Genomic DNA, 19,456 nt, shown 5'->3' on the forward strand with positions numbered 1-19,456 from the left:
GGTCCTTGGTCCTGAAACCGGTTATTGGTCTTCCGCCTCCGACGGAGCGACCACATTGTCCTGCCAGCGGTAGAACAGCATCTGCCCGATTGCCCCGGAGTCGGTTCTTCCGGACTCGCCGCCGCCGTCGTCATCACCGCCACCGGTCAGTGCCCGGAAGCGGTCATCCAGGGCAATATTCTGCTGGAGCTGAGCCACCCCGCCAGCATGCTCCACCCGGAATACGATACGATCACGGGACACGCTGGTGGCGCCCACGGATTCCACCGGATTGAGGCGGGAAAGTGCCTGCTTGATGGCGGCATAGTCCGACGGCGAACCAATACCCTCGACAACCAGATTGACATAGGGATCAGTCTCGATACGATCACCGGCCACCGCAAACCGCGACGCCAGTTCACCTGCCCAGGCATCCACCATGGCGCTGGCCAGGGCTTCGGGGCTATCGGCGGACACCGAGCGGGACTGTTCGATGCCCCGGCCCTGGTATAGCCAACTGGCCTGCCAGCGACCATCGCTTTGCCGGACACGCACCACGGCCAGCAGGTCATGCTCGATACCGGAAGACGCCCGGGAAATCTGTCCCATAAACTGCCCCCAGACCTCCGACAGCAGGCTGCGATCGGATGCGCGGTCCGCCGGCGGCAGTACCAGGGGCAGGCCCCGCTGCTCCGCGTTGTCATGGATCAGGGCCGACCACCCCTGTCCGGACCGGTCACCAGTCTCCACCAGCAGCCCCCGGTCGCCCCCGTCCTGCACCGCGATCCAGGCCAGGGTTTTCGGACGATTCGCGCCCCATACCCTGGCACCGGCATCCGCCAGCAGACGATTTACCCCCTGGGCCGAAAACACCATCTGCAACTGGTCCTCACCGGACGATCCCGGCTCCACCTGCCAGCTTTCCACCAGCGGTTCAATGTTCTCCATCCGCGACGCCACACCCTCACGATCCATGACGTTCCGGTCACCGGAGACACGCACCAGCACCTGCTCCAGGCCGGCCCGGTAGCCCTCCTGGAGCTGGGCATCCTCCTCACCGGAGACAGGCACCTCGGCCTGGTAAAGCCCGTCAACCACCACGCCATGGGCGAAGGTGGCTGATACCAGTAACCACAGCAGGGTCATCAGGACGACGATTCCCCGGAGCTGACGGTACTTTTGATGCTCGACTGCCATGATTCACCCTGCGTTACTGGTACACGGGGGCATAGGATACACGATGGCCCAGACCCTGAGTAGCAACCACGCCCGGGGAGCGGGTCCGGGAAAGTGCGGACATCCCGCCAATCATAGTTGGAGCCCATTACCGCAACTGGTAAAATCCCGCGCTCACATCACCGACCAACATGGCTGACCCAGACATGAGCGAACAGAAGCCCTCCCTCACCTACCGTGATGCCGGCGTGGACATTGATGCCGGCAACGAACTGGTGGACCGTATCAAGGACACCGCAAAGCGTACCCGTCGTCCGGAAGTGCTCGGAGGGCTCGGCGGTTTTGGCGCCATGGTCTCCCTGCCCACGGGGTACCGTGAACCGGTGCTGGTGTCGGGAACGGATGGCGTCGGCACGAAACTGCGCCTGGCAATGCAACTCCAGAACCACGACACCATTGGCATCGACCTGGTAGCCATGTGCGTCAATGATCTGGTGGTGGGGGGCGCCGAACCCCTGTTCTTCCTCGACTACTACGCCACCGGCAAACTGAACGTGGACGTGGCCGCCACTGTGGTGGAGGGTATCGGCAAGGGATGTGAACTGGCTGGCTGCGCCCTGGTGGGCGGCGAAACCGCAGAGATGCCCGGCATGTACGAAGGTGATGACTACGACCTGGCGGGCTTTTGCGTGGGCGTGGTGGAACGTGACGGCGTCATCGACGGCACCCGGGTACAGCCGGGGGATGCCCTGATCGCCCTGGCGTCATCGGGCCCTCACTCCAACGGCTACTCCCTGATCCGCAAAATCCTGGAAGTTACAGAGGCCGACCTGGAACAGCCCATGGCCGACGGCACCCTGGCCTCAAGCCTGATGGCCCCGACCAGAATCTACGTCAAGAATCTTCTGCAACTGATTAAAACCGTTGATGTTCGTGCCATGTCCCATATCACCGGCGGCGGGCTTCCGGAGAACATCCCCCGGGTGCTGCCCGACGGCACCACTGCCGCCATCGATACCGAAAGCTGGCAGTTGCCTGCGGTGTTCCAGTGGCTGCAGGACCAGGGCGGCGTGGAAGATACCGAGATGTACCGCACCTTCAACTGCGGCGTGGGCATGATCGTCTGCGTACCGGAGGAGCAGAAGGCCCTGGCCCTGGATACCCTGACCGCCCTGGGCGAAAACGCCTGGCAGATCGGCACCATTGAAAGCCAGGACGACCTATCCCAGCCCGCCCAGGTGCGCTACGCGCCGGGACTGGTCCGGGGATGAGCGGTATGCAGGCAGATCCCGTGGACAGACCTCGTATCCTGGTACTGGCGTCGGGCAGCGGCACCAATCTCCAGGCCCTGATCGACGCCTCACGGGAACGTGACTTCCCGGGGGACATCGTGGCGGTGGGCAGCAACCGCCCCCAGGCGTTTGCCCTGGAGCGGGCGGCCCAGGCAGGCATTGAAACCTTTACCGTCGACCACACCCATTACGATTCCCGTGAAGCGTTTGATGCCGCCCTGCGCCTTGAGATGGAGCGTCGCCAGCCGGACCTGGTGGTGCTGGCAGGCTTCATGCGCATCCTGACGCCCGAGCTGGTACGGGCGTTCCAGGGACGCATGCTCAACGTGCACCCCTCGCTGCTGCCCAAGTACCGTGGCCTTAACACCCACCAACGGGCCATCGACGCCGGTGACCAGGTGCATGGCGTGTCCATCCACTTCGTCACCGAGGACCTGGATGGCGGGCCGGTCATCGCCCGGGCCGAACTCCCCGTGGAGCCGGACGATACCGCCGAAACCCTGGCTGAACGGGTACAGGCCCGGGAGCATATACTCTACCCCATCGTCATCCGCTGGTTCTGCGAGGGCCGCCTGCAACTGGCCGGCAATGACCAGATCCGGTTTGACGGGGAACCGCTGGATCAGGTGCTGACACTATCAGCCGGCTGACGGGCGCGCCGCGTATAACAAAATCGTCACTCGCAGGCCCCGGCGCGCCCGCTACACTGGGGTAGTTCACGCTGTATGAGGGAGCACCCTGTGACAGGACACCATCGTCAATCCCGCCCGGTTGTTCGTACCACCATTGCCCTGGTGTTACTGCTTGTCGCAAGCGCCCCGATCCTGGCAATGGATGAGCCTCCGGAAGCCTCCGACCACCTCCCTGCCCTGACACCCATCTCCGCCACCTATGGCGCCACCATGGACAAGGGGCTATCCATTAACGGCTCTGCCACCCGCACCCTGGAACAGCAGCCGGACGGTAGCTGGCTCTACCGTTTCGATGTAAATTCCTTCATCGCCGATATTACCGAATCGGTGACCTTCAACTGGAAAAACGGCCACATCCAGCCCTTGAAGTATCGCTATGCCCTGAAGGGACTGATGATACGGAACCGCAGCCGGGCCCTGAACTTCAACCACACCGCCAATACGGTCAGCGGCAGCTATGAGGGCGAGAGTTTCAACATGCCCCTGATGGAGGGCGCCCTCGACCCCCTGGGATTCCAGCTACAGTTGCAGCAGGACCTGAAAGCGGGCAAAAAGGACGTCACCTACGCCGTGGCCGACGACGGCGATTTTGACGAGGACCGGTTTGCCGTTATCGGGGAGGAAACCCAGGACACGCCCTTCGGGGAACAGAGAACCGTCAAGGTCGAGAAGGTCCGTGACGCGGACAGCAAGCGATCGACCCTGATGTGGTTCGCCCCGGAACTGGACTACCTCCTGGTGAGGCTGGTGCAGGTGGAACCGGACGGCAGCCGCTATGAAGTGAACCTGAAAGACGCCGATCTCGCCGCACCCTAGCAGCGGCCACGGCAGGTGATTACCCCAGCTCCGACCAGATTGACTTTACCTCATCCGCGATCCGCCGCAGTCCTTCGGCCACCTGTTCATCATCCTGGGAATAGGTCACCCGGATGCATTCGTGCCGGTGACGCCAGTCGTTCTCCGGCAGGCCGGGGAAGAAATAGTGGCCCGACACCACCAGCACACCACGGGCCTTGAGCCGCTGGTACAGCTCAAGGCTGGATACCGGAAGGTCCGGGAACCAGAACCAGAGGAACATGGCCCCCTCGGGCTTGTGCACATACCAGCGGCAGTCATCCCCCATGGCCTCGGTGAACGCCCGCACCGCCCGCTCCATCTTGGCGTGATAGAACGGACACACCACCTCACGACTCAGTGACAGGATCTCACCACTGCTCACCAACGGCTCCGCCAGCATGGCACCAAAACTGCCCGTGGCGAGGTTCATGATGGCATTGATCCCGGACAGGGCCTTGATGATCCCGGGCGCCGCGATCACGATCCCGGTACGGGCCGCCGGCAGCCCCAGCTTGGACAGGCTCAGGCAAAGGATCACCTGCTCGTTCCAGCGCGGCTGCGCCTCCACATACAGCAGGTTCGGGAATGGCGTTCCATAGGCACCGTCCACGATCAATGGTATGTCGTGGCTGCGGGCCAGAACTTCCAGGCGCTCCAGCTCCTCGTCGGTGACCACGTTGCCGGTGGGGTTGGTGGGCCGGGAGACGCAGATGGCGCCGGTCTCCGCAGTGACCTCCACGGCGTCGAAATCCACCCGGTACTTGAACTCATGAGCGCCGGTAAAGCTGATCTCCGGCTCCACGGCCCGGAACAGCTCCGGGGCGATACCGGCATCGGCATAGCCGATGTATTCCGGTGCCAGGGGCAGCAGGATATGCCTGTGGTCACCGTCGCCAAAGTCGCCGCCAAACATGTTGAACAGCATGAAGAAGGCCGCCTGGCTGCCGTTGGTCAGGGCGATGTTGTCTTCCGTCAGACCCCAACCGTACTCCCGGTTCAGCAGCTCCACCAGCGAGGCGATAAACCGCTTTTCCCCCTGGGGCGGATCGTAGATGCCCACCAGGCGCTTCATGGCCTCCGGATCCCGAGTCATGTTCGAGAGGATGTCTGTCAAACGCTGCTGTATCTCCGGCACCTGGCCCGGGTTGCCACCGCCCATCATGATCATGTCGTCACCGGACGCCAGGGCATTGCCCAGATCGTCCATCAGGGAGGTGATACCCGAGTCGGCGGTAAACTTGCGACCAAAAGCAGAGAGTTTCATCACAACATCACTTGGTTCTTCAGGGGGCTAGTATCCCGGTTTACCTGAGGCCTCAGCGCTCCGGCTCGTCATCCGCCAGGGTAATACCGAGGTTACTGACGCCCTCATTGGCCGCCAGTTCCTTCAGTTCCTCAATATAGCGTTCCTTCGGCACCCGCTGACGTTTCAGACTGAGGATCAGGTCCCGCTGGAACATCTTGTCTTCCTTCATCAGCGGGTGATCATCCAGCAGACGCACCAGCTCACTCTCGTCCAGGTCTTCCCCTTCCGAGAAGGTGATAAAGTTCATCACCGTGCCGGTGGCCACCTGGGAGGCCTCGGTGGCCCGGTGTTTCGACGGGTTCAGCCGGCTCAGCAGCGCCTCTTCAAGCAACCGGCAGAAATCGAAGGCCGGGTAGACGCCATAAGCGTCGTAGGCTTCCACCTCGGGGCTCAGGCTCTCCAGCTTGGCCAGTAACTGGGGAATCAGGTTCTCGGCGGCCTTGTTGTCGAATAGATCCCAGCCGGCATCCAGCAATTGACGCATTTTGCCCCCGGCCTTGGTCCCGATGGCCTCGCTGAACAGCGCATAGTTAGGGAAGGCCCGCTCCGCCAGGGCCAGCAGGAACGCCGTCTGGCGCCAGCCCTGGAGCTGCTCCACCGCCTTCAGAAACTGGTTTGCGTTCACGTATGGCTCCCGTTACTACTATCATTTAAGACCATGACCCCGGGAAACGGCGAATCACGCCGCTCCACAACGAAAAAGCGGGCCTCCAGAGACCCGCCATGGCCGGACCAGTGTCCCGGTCAGGTCTTGGGCAGGGTAACGCCAGTCTGCCCCAGATACTTGCCGCCCCGGTCCTTATAGCTGGTCTCGCACTCCTCGTCGGACTCGAAGAACAGCATCTGGGCGACACCCTCATTGGCGTAGATCTTCGCCGGCAGGTTGGTGGTGTTGGAGAATTCCAGGGTCACCTGTCCTTCCCACTCCGGCTCCAGCGGTGTCACGTTGACGATGATACCGCAACGGGCGTAGGTGGACTTGCCCAGGCAGATGGTGAGCACCCGGCGGGGAATGCGGAAGTACTCCACCGTACGCGCCAGTGCGAAGGAGTTGGGCGGGATAACACACACATCACCGGTGTAGTTGACGAAGCTGTTGTCGTCGAAATTCTTCGGGTCCACCGTGGCGGAGTGCACATTGGTGAAGATCTTGAATTCATTGCTGCAGCGTACGTCGTAGCCATAGCTGGAAGTACCGTAGGAGATCACCCGTCCGCGGGAGGTTTCCCGTACCTGGCCAGGCTCGAAGGGCTCGATCATACCCTCTTCTTCCGCCATGCGGCGAATCCACTTGTCGGCTTTGATGCTCATTGATGCGGTCTCTTTCCTGTCGCTGCGCTGGTACGTGGTCAGCCCTGTAAACGGGGCGGCATAGTTTACCCGTATGAATGCCCGGCGGCAAAAAGTCCTCCCCGCCTCAATCGTCGCTGATGGAGATACTGGGAATGGGGCCGCTCTGGTTCCGGGCACGGGTCGACAGGTTGGCTGACAGTCGACGGGCAATGTCCCGGTAACGGCGGGACACTTCCGAATCCGGCTCCGCCACCACACTCGGATTACCGCCGTCGGTCTGCTCGCGGATGGTCAGGTGCAGGGGTAACTGGCCCAGCAGTTCCGTCTGGTAATCGTTGGCAACCCGCTCGCCACCACCTTCACCGAACAGGGGCTCCTCATGACCGCAGTTGCTGCAGATGTGGATGCTCATGTTCTCCACCACGCCCAGCACCGGGATATCCACCTTACGGAACATCTCGATACCCTTTTTGCAGTCCAGCAAAGCAATATCCTGGGGCGTGGTCACCACCACGGCGCCGGTTACCGGCACCTTCTGGGCCAGGGTCAGTTGGATATCACCGGTGCCCGGCGGCATGTCCACCACCAGGTAGTCCAGTTCCTTCCACAGGGTCTGGGTCAGCAGTTGCTGTACGGCCCCGCTGACCATGGGCCCACGCCAGACCATGGGAGTCTTGTCGGTCACCAGGAACGCCATGGACATGGTCTGGACGCCATGGGCCTCCACCGGCAGGAAATACTTGTTGCCCTCGGTTTTCGGGCGGCGACCTTCCGGAATGCCCATCATCATGCCCACACTGGGGCCGTAGATATCCGCATCCAGAATGCCCACGGCGGCGCCCTCCGCCGCCAGGGCCAGGGCCAGGTTGACCGCCGTGGTGGACTTGCCAACACCGCCCTTGCCGGAGGCCACAGCAATAATGTTCTTCACGCCGCCGATGGATTCCAAGTCCCGCTGGGCCTTGTGGGCATGGATCTTCTGGCTGACCTGCACCTCGGCACCGGTGACCCCGGTCACGTTTTCCAGGCTGTTGGTGACGATCTGCCGCAAACCGCCGGCAATGCCTTCGCTGGCATAGGGCAACTGCACCCTGAGCGTGACCTGACCCGAGTCCTCCACCTCCAGGGCCCTGACGGCGTCGAGTTCGTAGAGGTCCTTGTCCAGGTACGGGTCGCGGTATTCACGAACCGCGGCCTCGAGGGCTGTGCGGGAAATCTCGGCCATGGTGTGCTCCGTGGATCAGGGTTCCGGGCACAACGGGGAAAACCGTGCCCGGGAAGATGAAAAGTAATGGCATGGAAGGTATCATTTGTGCCCGTTTCTGACCATACGGAGCTTTCCGGAGACGCCCCAGGGGCTTCCGGCGGCTTTCTCACAAAGATCACCAAGGTTCGGACATCACCATGACGCAAGCGAGTGCCAAACAGCGCGATATCCTGGTTACCAGTGCCCTGCCCTATGCCAACGGGCCGATCCACCTGGGTCACCTGCTGGAATACATTCAGACCGATATCTGGGTGCGCTACCAGAAGATGCGTGGCCACAACTGCTACTACGTTTGCGCCGACGATGCCCACGGCACCGCCATCATGCTGCGGGCCGAGCGTGAGGGCATCAGCCCCGAACAGCTGATCGACCGTATCCGGGAGGAGCATCAGGAGGATTTTTCGGGTTTCAACATCCGCTTCGACAACTATTACTCCACCCATTCGGACGAGAACCGTCAGTTTTCCGAGTACATCTACCACAAACTCAAGGAAAACGACCATATCGCCACCCGCCAGATCACCCAGTTCTTCGATCCGGAGAAGGAAATGTTCCTGGCGGACCGGTTCATCAAGGGCACCTGCCCCAAGTGCAAGACCGATGACCAGTATGGCGATAACTGCGAAGCCTGTGGCGCCACCTACACGCCGGCGGAACTGATAAACCCGCGCTCTGCCGTCTCCGGCGCCACCCCGGTGGAGAAGCAGTCCGAGCACTATTTCTTCAAGCTGCCGGACTTCGAGGATTTCCTGCGCAAGTGGACCCGCAGCGGCACCCTGCAGGAACAGGTGGCCAACAAGCTGGCCGAATGGCTGGACGCCGGCCTGCAGGAATGGGACATCAGCCGTGACAAGCCTTACTTCGGCTTCGAGATCCCGGATGCCCCGGGCAAGTTCTTCTATGTCTGGCTGGACGCCCCCATCGGCTACCTGGCCAGTTTCAAGAACCTGTGCAACCGTGAAGATATCGATTTCGAACACTTCTGGAAGGCGGACTCCGAAGCCGAGGTCTACCACTTCATCGGCAAGGACATCATCAACTTCCACGCCCTGTTCTGGCCCGCCATGCTTCACGACGCCGGTCTGCGCACGCCCACCGCGGTCTGGGCCCACGGCTTCGTGACCGTTAACGGCAAGAAGATGTCCAAATCCCGGGGCACCTTCATCATGGCCCGCACCTACCTGGACCACCTGAATCCGGAGTACCTGCGCTACTATTTCGCCGCCAAGCTGACCTCCGGCGTCGACGATATGGACCTGAACCTGGAGGACTTCGCGGCGCGGGTGAACTCGGACCTGGTGGGCAAGGTGGTGAATATCGCCAGCCGCAGTGCCGGCTTCATCACCAAGCGCTTTGATGGCCGCCTGGGCAGGATCACCGAGGGCGCGAAACTGGACACCTTCATCCAGGCTGGCGAGGAAATCGCCGATTTCTACGAGGCCCGGGAATTCGGCCGCGCCATGCGTCGTATCATGGAACTGGCGGACATTGCCAACCAGTACGTCAACGACGAGCAGCCCTGGGTGATTGCCAAGCAGGAGGGGCAGGACGACAATCTGCAGGCCATCTGCACCAACGCCATCAACATGTTCCGCCTGCTGATGACCTATCTGGCACCGGTCCTGCCGAAGACCGCCGATGGCGCCGAGAGCTTCCTCAACGCCCGGCTGGACTGGAACAACCGGGGCGACCTGCTGGAAGATCACCCCATCGACAAGTTCAAGCCGCTGATGAATCGGGTGGATATGGCGCAGATCGAGAAAATGATCGAGGCTTCCAAAGAGGAACTGGCCGCCGCCACCGGTCAGCCCGACAAACAGGCCACCGACAGCAACCTGGAGCCGGTGGCGGACGAGATCGAGTTCCCGGATTTCGCCAAGGTGGACCTGAGGGTGGCGAAAATCGTCAAGGCCGAGCATGTGGAAGGCGCCGACAAGCTGCTGCGCCTGACCCTGGATATCGGCCATGGCGAGCGTAACGTGTTCGCCGGCATCAAATCCGCCTACCAGCCGGAGGAACTGGAAGGCCGGATGACGGTCATGGTAGCCAACCTCAAGCCCCGCAAGATGAAGTTCGGCCTGTCGGAAGGCATGGTCCTGGCGGCGGGGCCGGGAGGCAAGGACATTTTCATTCTGTCACCCGATTCCGGCGCTACCCCCGGCATGCGGGTCATGTAACCATCGGAGCACCGGGCGGATGAGCGAATACCTGCTGATCCTGGTCAGCACCATACTGGTGAACAACTTCGTGCTGGTACAGTTCCTGGGGCTGTGCCCCTTCATGGGGGTGTCCGGGAAGCTGGAGACCGCCATGGGCATGTCCCTGGCCACCACCTTCGTGCTGACCCTGGCCTCGGTGTGCAGCTACCTGGCCTACACCTACCTGCTGGCCCCGCTGGACCTGATGTTCCTGCGCACCATCACCTTTATCCTGGTGATCGCAGTAGTGGTGCAGTTCACCGAGATGGTGGTGCGCAAGACCAGCCCCCTGCTGTACCGGGTGCTGGGTATCTTCCTGCCGCTGATCACCACCAACTGCGCGGTGCTGGGCGTGGCGCTGCTCAACATCAACCGGCAGAACAACTTTGTCGAGTCCGTGCTCTACGGTTTTGGCGCCGCCGCCGGATTCTCCCTGGTCCTGGTGCTGTTCGCCGCCATGCGAGAGCGGATCGCCGTGGCCGATGTGCCGGTGGCCTTTCGGGGCGCCGCCATCGGCATGGTCACCGCCGGGCTCATGTCCCTGGCTTTCCTGGGCTTTACCGGCCTGGTGAGCGTCTGACGGAGTCAATGTCATGTGGACCGGTATCCTGATAGCCGTTGCGGTATTGCTGGCCCTGGCCGTGGTCTTCGGCGCTTTGCTGGGCTACGCCGCCGAACGCTTCCGGGTGGAGGGCAACCCCATCGTCGAGCAGATCGACGCCCTGCTGCCCCAGACCCAGTGCGGCCAGTGTGGTTTCCCGGGCTGCCGACCCTACGCCGAATCCATTGCCGACGGTGACGACATCAACAAGTGCCCCCCCGGCGGCGAAGCCACCATCAAGGCCCTGGCGGACCTGCTGGACGTGGAACCCCAGCCACTGGATGCGGAGCATGGCGTGGAGCAGGAAAAGCGGGTGGCGGTCATCCGCGAGGACGAATGCATCGGCTGCACCAAGTGTATCCAGGCCTGTCCGGTGGACGCCATCCTGGGGGCCGCCAAACACATGCACACGGTGATCGAGAGTGAATGCACCGGCTGCGACCTGTGCGTGGAACCCTGCCCCGTGGACTGTATCGACATGGTCACCGTGGACGAGGACATCCGGACCTGGACCTGGCAACCACCCAAACCGGCAATCATCGCCACTGATCGCCAGGGAGTGAGCGCCTGATGACGCAGTTGTGGAGTTTCCCCGGGGGCATTCACCCGGCGGAGAACAAGCACCAATCCACCGCCAGCCCCATCCGGCCCGCAGGCCTGCCATCACGGCTCGTGCTGCCCCTGCAGCAGCATATCGGCGAACCGGCGGAGCCGGTGGTGCAACCGGGTGACCAGGTCCTCAAGGGGCAGAAGATTGCCGACGTCACCGCCGGTATTGGTGTGCCTGTACACGCCCCCACCTCGGGCGTCATTGCCGCTATCGAGCGGCTACCGGTGCCCCACCCCTCCGGTATGGCGGACTGGTGCATCGTGCTGGAGCCGGACGGCCACGACACCTGGTGCGAACTCACCCCCATCGACGACTACCACCAGATGGACCGGGAAGCGGTGCTGGAGCGAATCCGGGATTCCGGTATCAGCGGCATGGGCGGCGCCGGCTTCCCCACCAACATCAAGCTGCGCCCGCCCCGGGATCGCAAGGTGGGCACCCTGATCCTCAACGGTGCGGAATGCGAGCCCTATATCACCGCCGACGACATGGCCATGCGGGAACGGGCCCACGAGATCCAGCAGGGCCTGAAGGTGATGGCCTGGATATTGCGCCCGGAACGCGTGGTCATCGCCATCGAGGACAACAAGCCCGAAGCCATTAACGCCGTGCGCAAGGCCGCCGAAGGCACCCAGACCGAGGTGGTGGTGATTCCCACCAAGTACCCCTCCGGTGGCGAGAAGCAGCTTATCCAGATCCTCACCGGCATGGAGGTGCCCAGTGGCGGCATTCCCGCGGATATCGGCGTCATGTGCCAGAACGTGGGCACCGCCATTGCCGTGTACCGGGCGGTATTCCGGGGCGAACCGCTGATATCCCGCATTACCACCATCACCGGTGACGGCGTCTCGGACCCGGGTAATGTAGACGCCCTGATCGGTACCCCGATCCAGCACCTGCTGGACGGGGCGGGCCTTGACCCGGGGCGGATCAACCGGCTGATCCTCGGCGGCCCCATGATGGGTTATACCCTGGAGGACACCACCGTCCCCGTGGTCAAGACCACCAACTGCGTGATCGCCGCCACTGAGGCCGAGTTGCCCGCACCGCCGCCGGAACAGCCCTGTATCCGTTGCGGCATGTGCGCCGAGGTGTGCCCCATGGACCTGCTGCCCCAGCAACTGTTCTGGCACGCCAAGGCCCAGGATTTCGACCGCGCCGAGCACCTGAACCTGTTCGACTGCATTGAGTGCGGCGCCTGCTCCTACGTCTGCCCCAGTTCCATTCCCCTGGTGCAGTACTACCGCTACGCCAAGGGCGAGATTCGCACCCAGCAGGCGGAACAGATCAAGGCCGACCGCGCCCGGGAACGGTTCGAGGCCCGCCAGGCGCGACTGGAACGGGAGCAGGAAGAAAAGGAACAGCGCCGCAGGGAACGGGCCCGTGCCGCCGCCGAAGCCCAGGAGAAGAAAAAAGCCGAGGCCGAGCAGGCCGTAGCCGAGGGCGACGCCACCGACGAACGCTCCGCCAGGGCCGCCATGGTCCAGCAGGCCCTGGCACGCAAGAAGGCCGCGCCGGCCGCTGCTGCCACGGTATCCGGTACGCCCGAACCCACCGCCGAAAAACCGGATATCGGCGCCCTGGAAAAGCAGCTTGAGCAGGCCCGTGGCAAGCTGGAAACCATGGAGGGCATGCTGGAAGAAGCCAAGGCCGGTGGCGCCGACAACGTGGAAAAACTGGAACGGGCGGTGGCCAAGAACGTGGACCGGGTGCAGCGGGCCAAAGACGCCCTGGCCGACGCCCGCCGGCAACTGGAAACGGAGACCGGCGAATGAGCCTGGTGCAGCAGTCCTCCCCCCATGCCCGCCGGGCACGGCCCACCTCCCAGGTGATGCTGATCGTTATCCTGGCAACATTGCCGGGATTGCTGGCCCAGACCCTGTTCTTCGGCTGGGGCAACCTGATCAACGTGGTCTGGTGCGTGCTGCTGGCCCTGGGGGCGGAAGCCGCCATGCTGATGCTGCGGGGCAAGCCGGTGAGCTTCTTCCTGCGAGACAATACCGCCGCCGTCACCGGCCTGCTGCTGGGCCTCTCCCTGCCCCAGTTTGCCCCCTGGTGGGTATCGGCGGTGGCTGTTGTCTCCGCCATTGTGCTGGCCAAGCAGCTCTACGGTGGCCTGGGCACCAACCCTTTCAACCCCGCCATGGTGGGTTACGCTCTGGTGCTGGTGTCCTTCCCGGTGGCCATGACCACCAACTGGGCCGAGGCAGGCATGCTGACCAACGCCCCCGGGTTCGGCGAGACCCTGAACATTATCTTCACCGGGCAACAGACCACGGTGGACGCCTACACCATGGCCACGCCCCTGGATGAGTACAAGCACAAGATTGCCACCCATACCGCCGTGGAGGTGTTGCAACACCCCACCTTTGGTGCCGGCGTGGCCCGGGGCTGGGAGTGGGTCAATGGCGCCTTCCTGCTGGGAGGCCTGGCCCTGGTGGCGCTGCGCATTATCACCTGGCATATCCCGGTCAGCCTGCTGGCCGTCCTGGCGCTGATGAGCCTGGCCTTTGGCGCCAACGAGGACCAGTATGCCCCACTGTCCATGCACCTGCTGGCGGGAGGCACCATGCTGGGCGCGTTCTTTATCGCCACCGACCCGGTCTCCGCCGCCACCAGCCACCAGGGCAAGCTCATCTATGGCGCCTGTATCGGGATGCTGATCTACATCATCCGCGCCTGGGGGAACTACCCGGATGCCGTGGCTTTCAGCGTGCTGCTGATGAACTTCGCGGTGCCCTTCATCGACCACTACACGCCACCGCGCACCTACGGCCATCACAAGCCGCGCCGGGGCATTCCGGGCAAGACGGGGTAACGGTATGGCAGCTCTCGCGCAATCCATCCGTCGCAGCGCTATCGGTCTGGGCCTGTTCGCCATCATCACCGGTGGGACCATTGCCCTCACCCAGCAGCTCACCAGGGATCGGATACAGGAGCAGGTGGCGAGGGGGGAAGCCGCCGCCCTCTACGAGATCATTCCGGAGTCGGAGCATGACAACGACCTGCTGCAGGACACTGTCACCCTGCCGCCGGGAGACCGTCTGGCCATTGACGGAGCCCTCAACGGCTGGGTGGCCAGACGGGACGGCGAACCGGTGGGGCTGATCCTGCCGGCGGTGGCCCCGGATGGCTATTCCGGCGATATCCACCTGCTGGTAGGCATCAACCTTAAGGGTGAGGTGCTTGGGGTGCGGGTCACCAGTCACCGGGAAACGCCGGGCCTGGGGGACCGTGTGGAACTCAGGAAATCCAACTGGGTGCTGTCCTTCGAGGGACGCTCCCTGGACAATCCGGAACCCCGGAACTGGAACGTCAAGAAGAACGGTGGCGTGTTCGACCAGTTTACCGGCGCCACTATCACGCCGAGGGCGGTGGTCAAGGCGGTCCAGCACACACTGATGTACTTCCGGGAGCACCGGGATGCCATCCTTGTCGCCATGGGCGCCGACACCCCCGCCGATGGCCAGCCACAACCGGACAGGGAGGACGGCTGACATGAGCAACAAGACCAGCGCCGAGATCATCCGCGACGGCCTCTGGACCAACAATCCGGCCCTGGTGCAGGTGCTGGGGCTGTGCCCCCTGCTGGCCGTCACCAGCACGGTGGTGAACGCCATCGGCCTGGGCATCGCCACCCTGCTGGTGCTGATGGGCTCCAACCTGGCGGTATCGCTGATCCGCAATTTCATCAGCGACTCGGTCCGCCTGCCGGCCTTCGTGATGATTATTGCATCCTTCGTGACCTGCGCGGAGCTGCTGATGCAGGCCTATACCTACGAGCTCTACCAGATCCTCGGTATCTTTATTCCGCTGATTGTCACCAACTGCGCGATCCTGGGCCGGGCCGATGCCTTTGCCTCCAAGGTCTCCCCGGCGCCCGCCCTGCTCGACGGCGCCATGATGGGGCTGGGCTTCCTGGCGGTGCTGATCGTCCTGGGGGGGCTGCGGGAGTTGATTGGCCAGGGCACCCTGTTTACCGATATGCACCTGCTGCTGGGGCCAATAGCCGCAGACTGGACCGTCCATGTATTCCGGGATTACCCGGACATGCTGTTCATGGTCCTGCCCCCCGGGGCGTTCGTCGGCCTGGGCCTGCTGATTGCCCTCAAGAACGGCATCGACACGAAACTGGAGCAGCGGCGCAAGGCCCGCGCCACCGATACCGTGGCCGCCGGCAGCAAACGGGTCCGGGTAACCGGCCATATTTCCTGACCACCGACGTACCGATCAGGCCCTATGAACAAACAGAAACGCATCGAGATTTTCACCCGGCTGCGGGACGCCAACCCCAGCCCCACCACGGAGCTGAACTACAGCACGCCGTTTGAACTGCTGATTGCGGTGATCCTCTCCGCCCAGGCCACGGATGTGGGTGTGAACAAGGCGACGGCCAAACTCTATCCGGTGGCCAACACCCCCGAAGCCATCCTGGCCCTGGGCGTGGACGGGCTGAAGGAGTACATCAAGACCATTGGCCTGTTCAACAGCAAGGCGGAGAACGTCATCAAAACCTGCCGTGCACTGATCGAAAAGCACAACAGCGAAGTCCCCAGCACCCGCGAGGAACTGGAAGCCCTGCCGGGAGTCGGTCGGAAGACCGCCAATGTGGTGCTCAATACCGCCTTCGGCCAGCCGGCCATGGCCGTGGATACCCATATCTTCCGGGTTTCCAATCGCACCGGTATCGCCCCCGGCAAGAACGTGCTGGAGGTGGAAAAACGGCTGATGCGCCTGGTGCCGAAGGAATTCCTGCTGGATGCCCACCACTGGCTGATCCTCCACGGCCGCTACACCTGCACCGCCCGCAAGCCCAGGTGCGGCGCCTGCATTATCGAGGATCTTTGTGAGTTCCGGTACAAGCGGGATTATATGGAGTAGCCATCCGATCTGGCGTGTAGTGGGTCTGTCGGGAGTGCCACCCCGTCAAGGACATGAGCCCTATGCCTCCGAAACCTGTGCAACCCTCTACAATCAACATGGAGACTTGCTTATTGCCCGGGGTCGAGGGGTGGGGGTGCTTTTCTGCAGGGAAACGTTGTCTGAGCGAAGCGAGTTTGACGTTTTCCGGAAGAAAAGTACCCCCACCCCTCGGCCTCCCCCCAAGCCTCAGGCTCCGGGCCACGCACCCAAACAATCAGGCACGTCAGACGCAGGCAACTCACAACCTCAGGGAAACGCTCCGGACCTGTATGGCTCGGGCGGCCAAAGCCGCCCTGGGATATGTCACTCGCCCAGCATATCGTCCTTCAGACTGCCCTGGGCCGGCTCGTTACCCAGCCAGATGCCGAACAGGGCTTCCTTAAAGGCACGATCACCGATGGTCTTGCCCACCTGGCCATTCTTGATCACACGAACGCCGTCACCCGGTACATACACAAGCTCGAAGGTGTCCCCCTCACTGATCTCGTCGGCGAAGACTGTCAGTAGTTCGTCCACCTCCTGCTCGATCGGCACCATATTGCCCCCGGTGGAGTTTTCGAACCCTTCCAGGGTGGCCTCGGTCATGTTATCGCTGTTGATGCGGCCGGAGACCACATGCAGGACCATGGCCTGGGTTTCATCCGCCTTGAGAATGGCGGCGTCATCGGAGGTTTTCGACGGAAGGTACAGGGCCGCGACATACAGGTCGATAAAGAACTTGGAGCGGACACCAACGCCATTCAGCACAAGACTGGTACCGTCCACGGTCTTTGACTCCGCAACGTTGACACCTTCCACTTCCACGGCGGCGGCACCGGATGCCGCCAGGGCGCTCAGACACAATCCGCAGAGAACCGCCATCAAGCGTGAAACCATAGTTAACTCCTGTTATTCGTTATTGGAAGGCTGACGGCCCGGGCGCCCCCACGGCGAAAAACCATGCCGTAAAAGACTCCCGGCCTCGAAAGCCGGGGGTATCCCACCTGTCGGGATAGCCGGTGTATGGTAACCGAGAATTCAAACGTTCGGAGCCTGTCGGGCGTAATGCACATCACAAAATATCACCACAAAAAAACCGGCCATGACCATGGCCGGTTTCTTCGCTCACAGGTATGGGAATTACTTGAACAGCAGGGTGCTGGACAAGCCCTCCTTCTCGAGAATTTCCCGCAACCGACGCAGGGCCTCCACCTGGATCTGCCGAACACGTTCGCGGGTCAGGCCAATCTCCCGGCCAACTTCCTCCAGCGTGCTGGTGGGATAACCCCGCAGGCCAAAGCGGCGTGACAGCACTTCCTGCTGCTTGTCGCTGAGCTGGTCAATCCAGTTTTCAAGACAGGTGCACAGGTTATTGTCCTGCAGCATGTCCGCCGGGTCATGAGCCCCCTCATCAGCGACCGTATCCAGCAGCGACTTCTCTCCGCCGGTGCCAATGGGGGTGTCCATGGAAGCCACACGCTCATTAAGCCCCAGCATGCGCTCCACATCGCTCACCGGCTTGTCCACCATGTTGGCGATCTCTTCCGCGGAGGGCTCGTGGTCCAGCTTCTGGGTGAGTTCCCGGGCAGCGCGGAGGTAGAGGTTCAGTTCCTTCACTACATGGATCGGCAGACGAATAGTGCGGGTCTGGTTCATGATCGCCCGCTCGATGGTCTGGCGAATCCACCAGGTGGCGTAGGTGGAGAAACGGAAGCCGCGCTCCGGGTCAAACTTTTCGACGGCGCGAATCAGCCCCAGGTTGCCTTCCTCAATCAGGTCCAGCAGGGTCAGGCCGCGGTTCACGTACCGGCGGGCAATCTTCACCACGAGGCGAAGGTTGCTCTCGATCATCCGCTTTCGCCCCGCTTCTTCGCCCTTGCGGGCCAGACGCGCGAAATAGACTTCCTCTTCCGGCGTCAGCAATGGTGAGAAACCGATTTCATTGAGATAGAGCTGGGTAGCATCCAACTGCTTCTGGGAGCCGAAGTATCGGCCGTGGGGAGTAAAATCCGGCTCATCCGCAGGGGCGGATGCAGTATCCGTACTGGAGGTAACTTCCGCGACGACCTCCTGGGCCTCCGCTTCGTCTTCGGTGTCTTCTACATCAGCAACACGATCGATGATCATCTCTTCATGTTCTGCAGACATAACTCTAGCCCCGCCTTTCAAATGATCCTGTCGGCAAGTGCCCTACTCCGGAATTGATGCATCCCCGGGTCCTGCCGGATGACTGCCCGCTGTTTTTTCTTGTTGCGAGCCCCGTTTTTGTTGATTCCGCTTATTCTTGGTTCAGGACATTTCTGGTATGAAACGAGTGACAGTTTCCTGTTCTTATTGGTTTTATGCGTCCATCAACGGACAGACTAGATAGCGTGTATGACGTTTTGATGCCTCCCTGCCTTCTCTTGGTCATTCTTCACGGATCCGGGGTTATTGACAACCGGAATCCGCCCTAGCGCGTCGGAAGATAAGGTAACGGGTCCACCGGGTTACCGTTTCGCCGTATCTCGAAGTGGAGTTTGTTGCCATCCGTGCCGCTACTTCCCAGTTCGGCGATGGTCTGGCCCTGCTTCACACTTTCCCCTTCCGCTACCAGTATGCGCCTGTTGTGGGCATATGCACTCAGGTAGTGCTCATTGTGGTTGATGATAATCAGGTTCCCGTACCCGAGCAGGCCGTTACCGGCGTAAACCACACTTCCGTCGGCGGCCGCCCTGACCGGGTCTCCGGAATTACCGGCAATATCAATGCCTTTGTTGACTTTCCCGGATGTTGAAAATTTTGCAATTACAGTGCCAACGTGCGGCCAGCGCCAGTTTATGTCAGAGACCGTCTGGCTCTGTTCCGACAAATCCACATTGCGGTCGGGCTTGCGGGTAACCGTTGGAGCCGGCTCGGGTTTTGGCGCCGGGGCCGGGGAGGAAGCGGGGGTTCGGGTGGACCCGGTGGGACGGGAAGCGGTCCTGGGCGCGTCGGCGGGAGCCCTTCCACGGAGGTCCAGACGGATGACCTGACCGGGGTGGATGGTATAGGGCGGCTCCATGCCATTGGCATTGCCCAGTTCCCGGTAATCGCGGCCATACCGCCAGGCAATGCTGTACAGGGTCTCACCTTTTTCAACCACATGACGCCCCCAGTAAACGGGGGGATTGTAGTCCCTGTCACCATAGATGGCGGAGGTATTACACCCCACCAGGGCCGTCGATGACAGGATCGCAAGCATCAGCAGAAGGAGGCCATGTCTCCATCCGGAGCGGGAACGCGGCCCCATACCCGGGCCCGGCTGACGCTGACTGCGGCTAT

The 19,456-nt window shown here is 62.2% G+C and carries 19 protein-coding genes; 11 read left to right on the forward strand and 8 right to left on the reverse strand.

Annotated elements, in window-relative coordinates:
- Positions 1–21 precede the first annotated feature (21 nt).
- Positions 22–1,176, reverse strand: coding sequence for a DUF8605 domain-containing protein (locus tag ACJO3T_RS08845; RefSeq protein WP_406978329.1), 1,155 nt, complete (start codon positions 1,174–1,176; stop codon positions 22–24).
- A 185-nt stretch (positions 1,177–1,361) separates the two neighbouring features.
- On the opposite strand from ACJO3T_RS08845, the gene purM reads away from it, so the two are divergent.
- From purM to ACJO3T_RS08860, 3 genes are all read left to right on the forward strand, one after another.
- Positions 1,362–2,426, forward strand: a complete 1,065-nt coding sequence (purM, locus tag ACJO3T_RS08850) for a phosphoribosylformylglycinamidine cyclo-ligase (protein WP_406964587.1) — start codon at positions 1,362–1,364, stop codon at positions 2,424–2,426.
- Positions 2,427–2,431: 5 nt separating this feature from the next.
- Positions 2,432–3,097: a phosphoribosylglycinamide formyltransferase gene (gene purN, locus ACJO3T_RS08855; RefSeq protein WP_406964585.1), complete on the forward strand. Its 666-nt coding sequence runs from the start codon at positions 2,432–2,434 to the stop codon at positions 3,095–3,097.
- 90 nt (positions 3,098–3,187) lie between these two features.
- Positions 3,188–3,955, forward strand: a complete 768-nt coding sequence (locus tag ACJO3T_RS08860) for a DUF3108 domain-containing protein (protein WP_406964584.1) — start codon at positions 3,188–3,190, stop codon at positions 3,953–3,955.
- A gap of 19 nt (positions 3,956–3,974) precedes the next feature.
- Here the strand turns inward: ACJO3T_RS08860 and ACJO3T_RS08865 are convergent, their stop codons facing one another.
- From ACJO3T_RS08865 to apbC, 4 genes are all read right to left on the reverse strand, one after another.
- The gene (locus ACJO3T_RS08865; RefSeq protein WP_406964582.1) at positions 3,975–5,240 is read right to left on the reverse strand and encodes a valine--pyruvate transaminase; all 1,266 of its coding nucleotides are present in this window, start codon (positions 5,238–5,240) and stop codon (positions 3,975–3,977) included.
- A gap of 52 nt (positions 5,241–5,292) precedes the next feature.
- On the reverse strand, positions 5,293–5,907 hold the full coding sequence (locus ACJO3T_RS08870; RefSeq protein WP_406964580.1) for a YjaG family protein: 615 nt from the start codon (positions 5,905–5,907) through the stop codon (positions 5,293–5,295).
- 119 nt (positions 5,908–6,026) lie between these two features.
- Positions 6,027–6,593 (reverse strand): dCTP deaminase, encoded by a 567-nt coding sequence (gene dcd / locus ACJO3T_RS08875; RefSeq protein ID WP_328185485.1) that lies wholly within the window; start codon positions 6,591–6,593, stop codon positions 6,027–6,029.
- A 106-nt stretch (positions 6,594–6,699) separates the two neighbouring features.
- Positions 6,700–7,800: an iron-sulfur cluster carrier protein ApbC gene (apbC, locus tag ACJO3T_RS08880; RefSeq protein WP_406964578.1), complete on the reverse strand. Its 1,101-nt coding sequence runs from the start codon at positions 7,798–7,800 to the stop codon at positions 6,700–6,702.
- A 179-nt stretch (positions 7,801–7,979) separates the two neighbouring features.
- Between apbC and metG the strand changes: the two genes are divergently transcribed.
- The 8 genes from metG to nth are packed head-to-tail and all read left to right on the forward strand — an operon-like array spanning position 7,980 to position 16,132.
- Positions 7,980–10,019 (forward strand): methionine--tRNA ligase, encoded by a 2,040-nt coding sequence (metG, locus tag ACJO3T_RS08885; RefSeq protein ID WP_406964576.1) that lies wholly within the window; start codon positions 7,980–7,982, stop codon positions 10,017–10,019.
- A 19-nt stretch (positions 10,020–10,038) separates the two neighbouring features.
- The gene (gene rsxA, locus ACJO3T_RS08890; RefSeq protein ID WP_406964574.1) at positions 10,039–10,620 is read left to right on the forward strand and encodes an electron transport complex subunit RsxA; all 582 of its coding nucleotides are present in this window, start codon (positions 10,039–10,041) and stop codon (positions 10,618–10,620) included.
- A 13-nt stretch (positions 10,621–10,633) separates the two neighbouring features.
- Positions 10,634–11,212, forward strand: coding sequence for an electron transport complex subunit RsxB (gene rsxB / locus ACJO3T_RS08895; protein WP_406964573.1), 579 nt, complete (start codon positions 10,634–10,636; stop codon positions 11,210–11,212).
- Positions 11,212–13,026, forward strand: coding sequence for an electron transport complex subunit RsxC (rsxC, locus tag ACJO3T_RS08900; RefSeq protein WP_406964571.1), 1,815 nt, complete (start codon positions 11,212–11,214; stop codon positions 13,024–13,026). Before rsxB ends, rsxC begins: the two co-directional genes overlap by 1 nt.
- Positions 13,023–14,069: an electron transport complex subunit RsxD gene (gene rsxD, locus ACJO3T_RS08905; RefSeq protein ID WP_406964569.1), complete on the forward strand. Its 1,047-nt coding sequence runs from the start codon at positions 13,023–13,025 to the stop codon at positions 14,067–14,069. The genes rsxC and rsxD overlap by 4 nt, the downstream gene beginning before the upstream one ends.
- 4 nt (positions 14,070–14,073) lie before the next feature.
- Entirely contained in the window at positions 14,074–14,748 is a 675-nt protein-coding gene (gene rsxG / locus ACJO3T_RS08910; RefSeq protein ID WP_406964567.1) for an electron transport complex subunit RsxG, read from the forward strand.
- A 1-nt stretch (position 14,749) separates the two neighbouring features.
- Positions 14,750–15,466 carry an electron transport complex subunit E gene (locus ACJO3T_RS08915; RefSeq protein ID WP_406964566.1) on the forward strand — a complete coding sequence of 239 codons (717 nt, stop codon included), beginning with the start codon at positions 14,750–14,752 and terminating at the stop codon, positions 15,464–15,466.
- A gap of 24 nt (positions 15,467–15,490) precedes the next feature.
- On the forward strand, positions 15,491–16,132 hold the full coding sequence (gene nth / locus ACJO3T_RS08920) for an endonuclease III (RefSeq protein ID WP_406964565.1): 642 nt from the start codon (positions 15,491–15,493) through the stop codon (positions 16,130–16,132).
- Between the two features lie 345 nt (positions 16,133–16,477).
- On the opposite strand, the gene ACJO3T_RS08925 is transcribed toward nth, so the two are convergent.
- The 3 genes from ACJO3T_RS08925 to ACJO3T_RS08935 form a co-directional block, all read right to left on the reverse strand.
- A complete protein-coding gene (locus tag ACJO3T_RS08925) occupies positions 16,478–17,050 on the reverse strand; it encodes a chalcone isomerase family protein (RefSeq protein WP_406964564.1) in 573 nt (190 codons plus the stop codon).
- A gap of 243 nt (positions 17,051–17,293) precedes the next feature.
- Positions 17,294–18,301, reverse strand: coding sequence for an RNA polymerase sigma factor RpoS (rpoS, locus tag ACJO3T_RS08930; RefSeq protein WP_406964562.1), 1,008 nt, complete (start codon positions 18,299–18,301; stop codon positions 17,294–17,296).
- Positions 18,302–18,605: 304 nt separating this feature from the next.
- Positions 18,606–19,376, reverse strand: coding sequence for a peptidoglycan DD-metalloendopeptidase family protein (locus tag ACJO3T_RS08935; protein ID WP_406978330.1), 771 nt, complete (start codon positions 19,374–19,376; stop codon positions 18,606–18,608).
- Positions 19,377–19,456 lie beyond the last annotated feature (80 nt).

Source organism: Marinobacter shunpengi (assembly GCF_045449715.1).
Taxonomy (GTDB): domain Bacteria; phylum Pseudomonadota; class Gammaproteobacteria; order Pseudomonadales; family Oleiphilaceae; genus Marinobacter.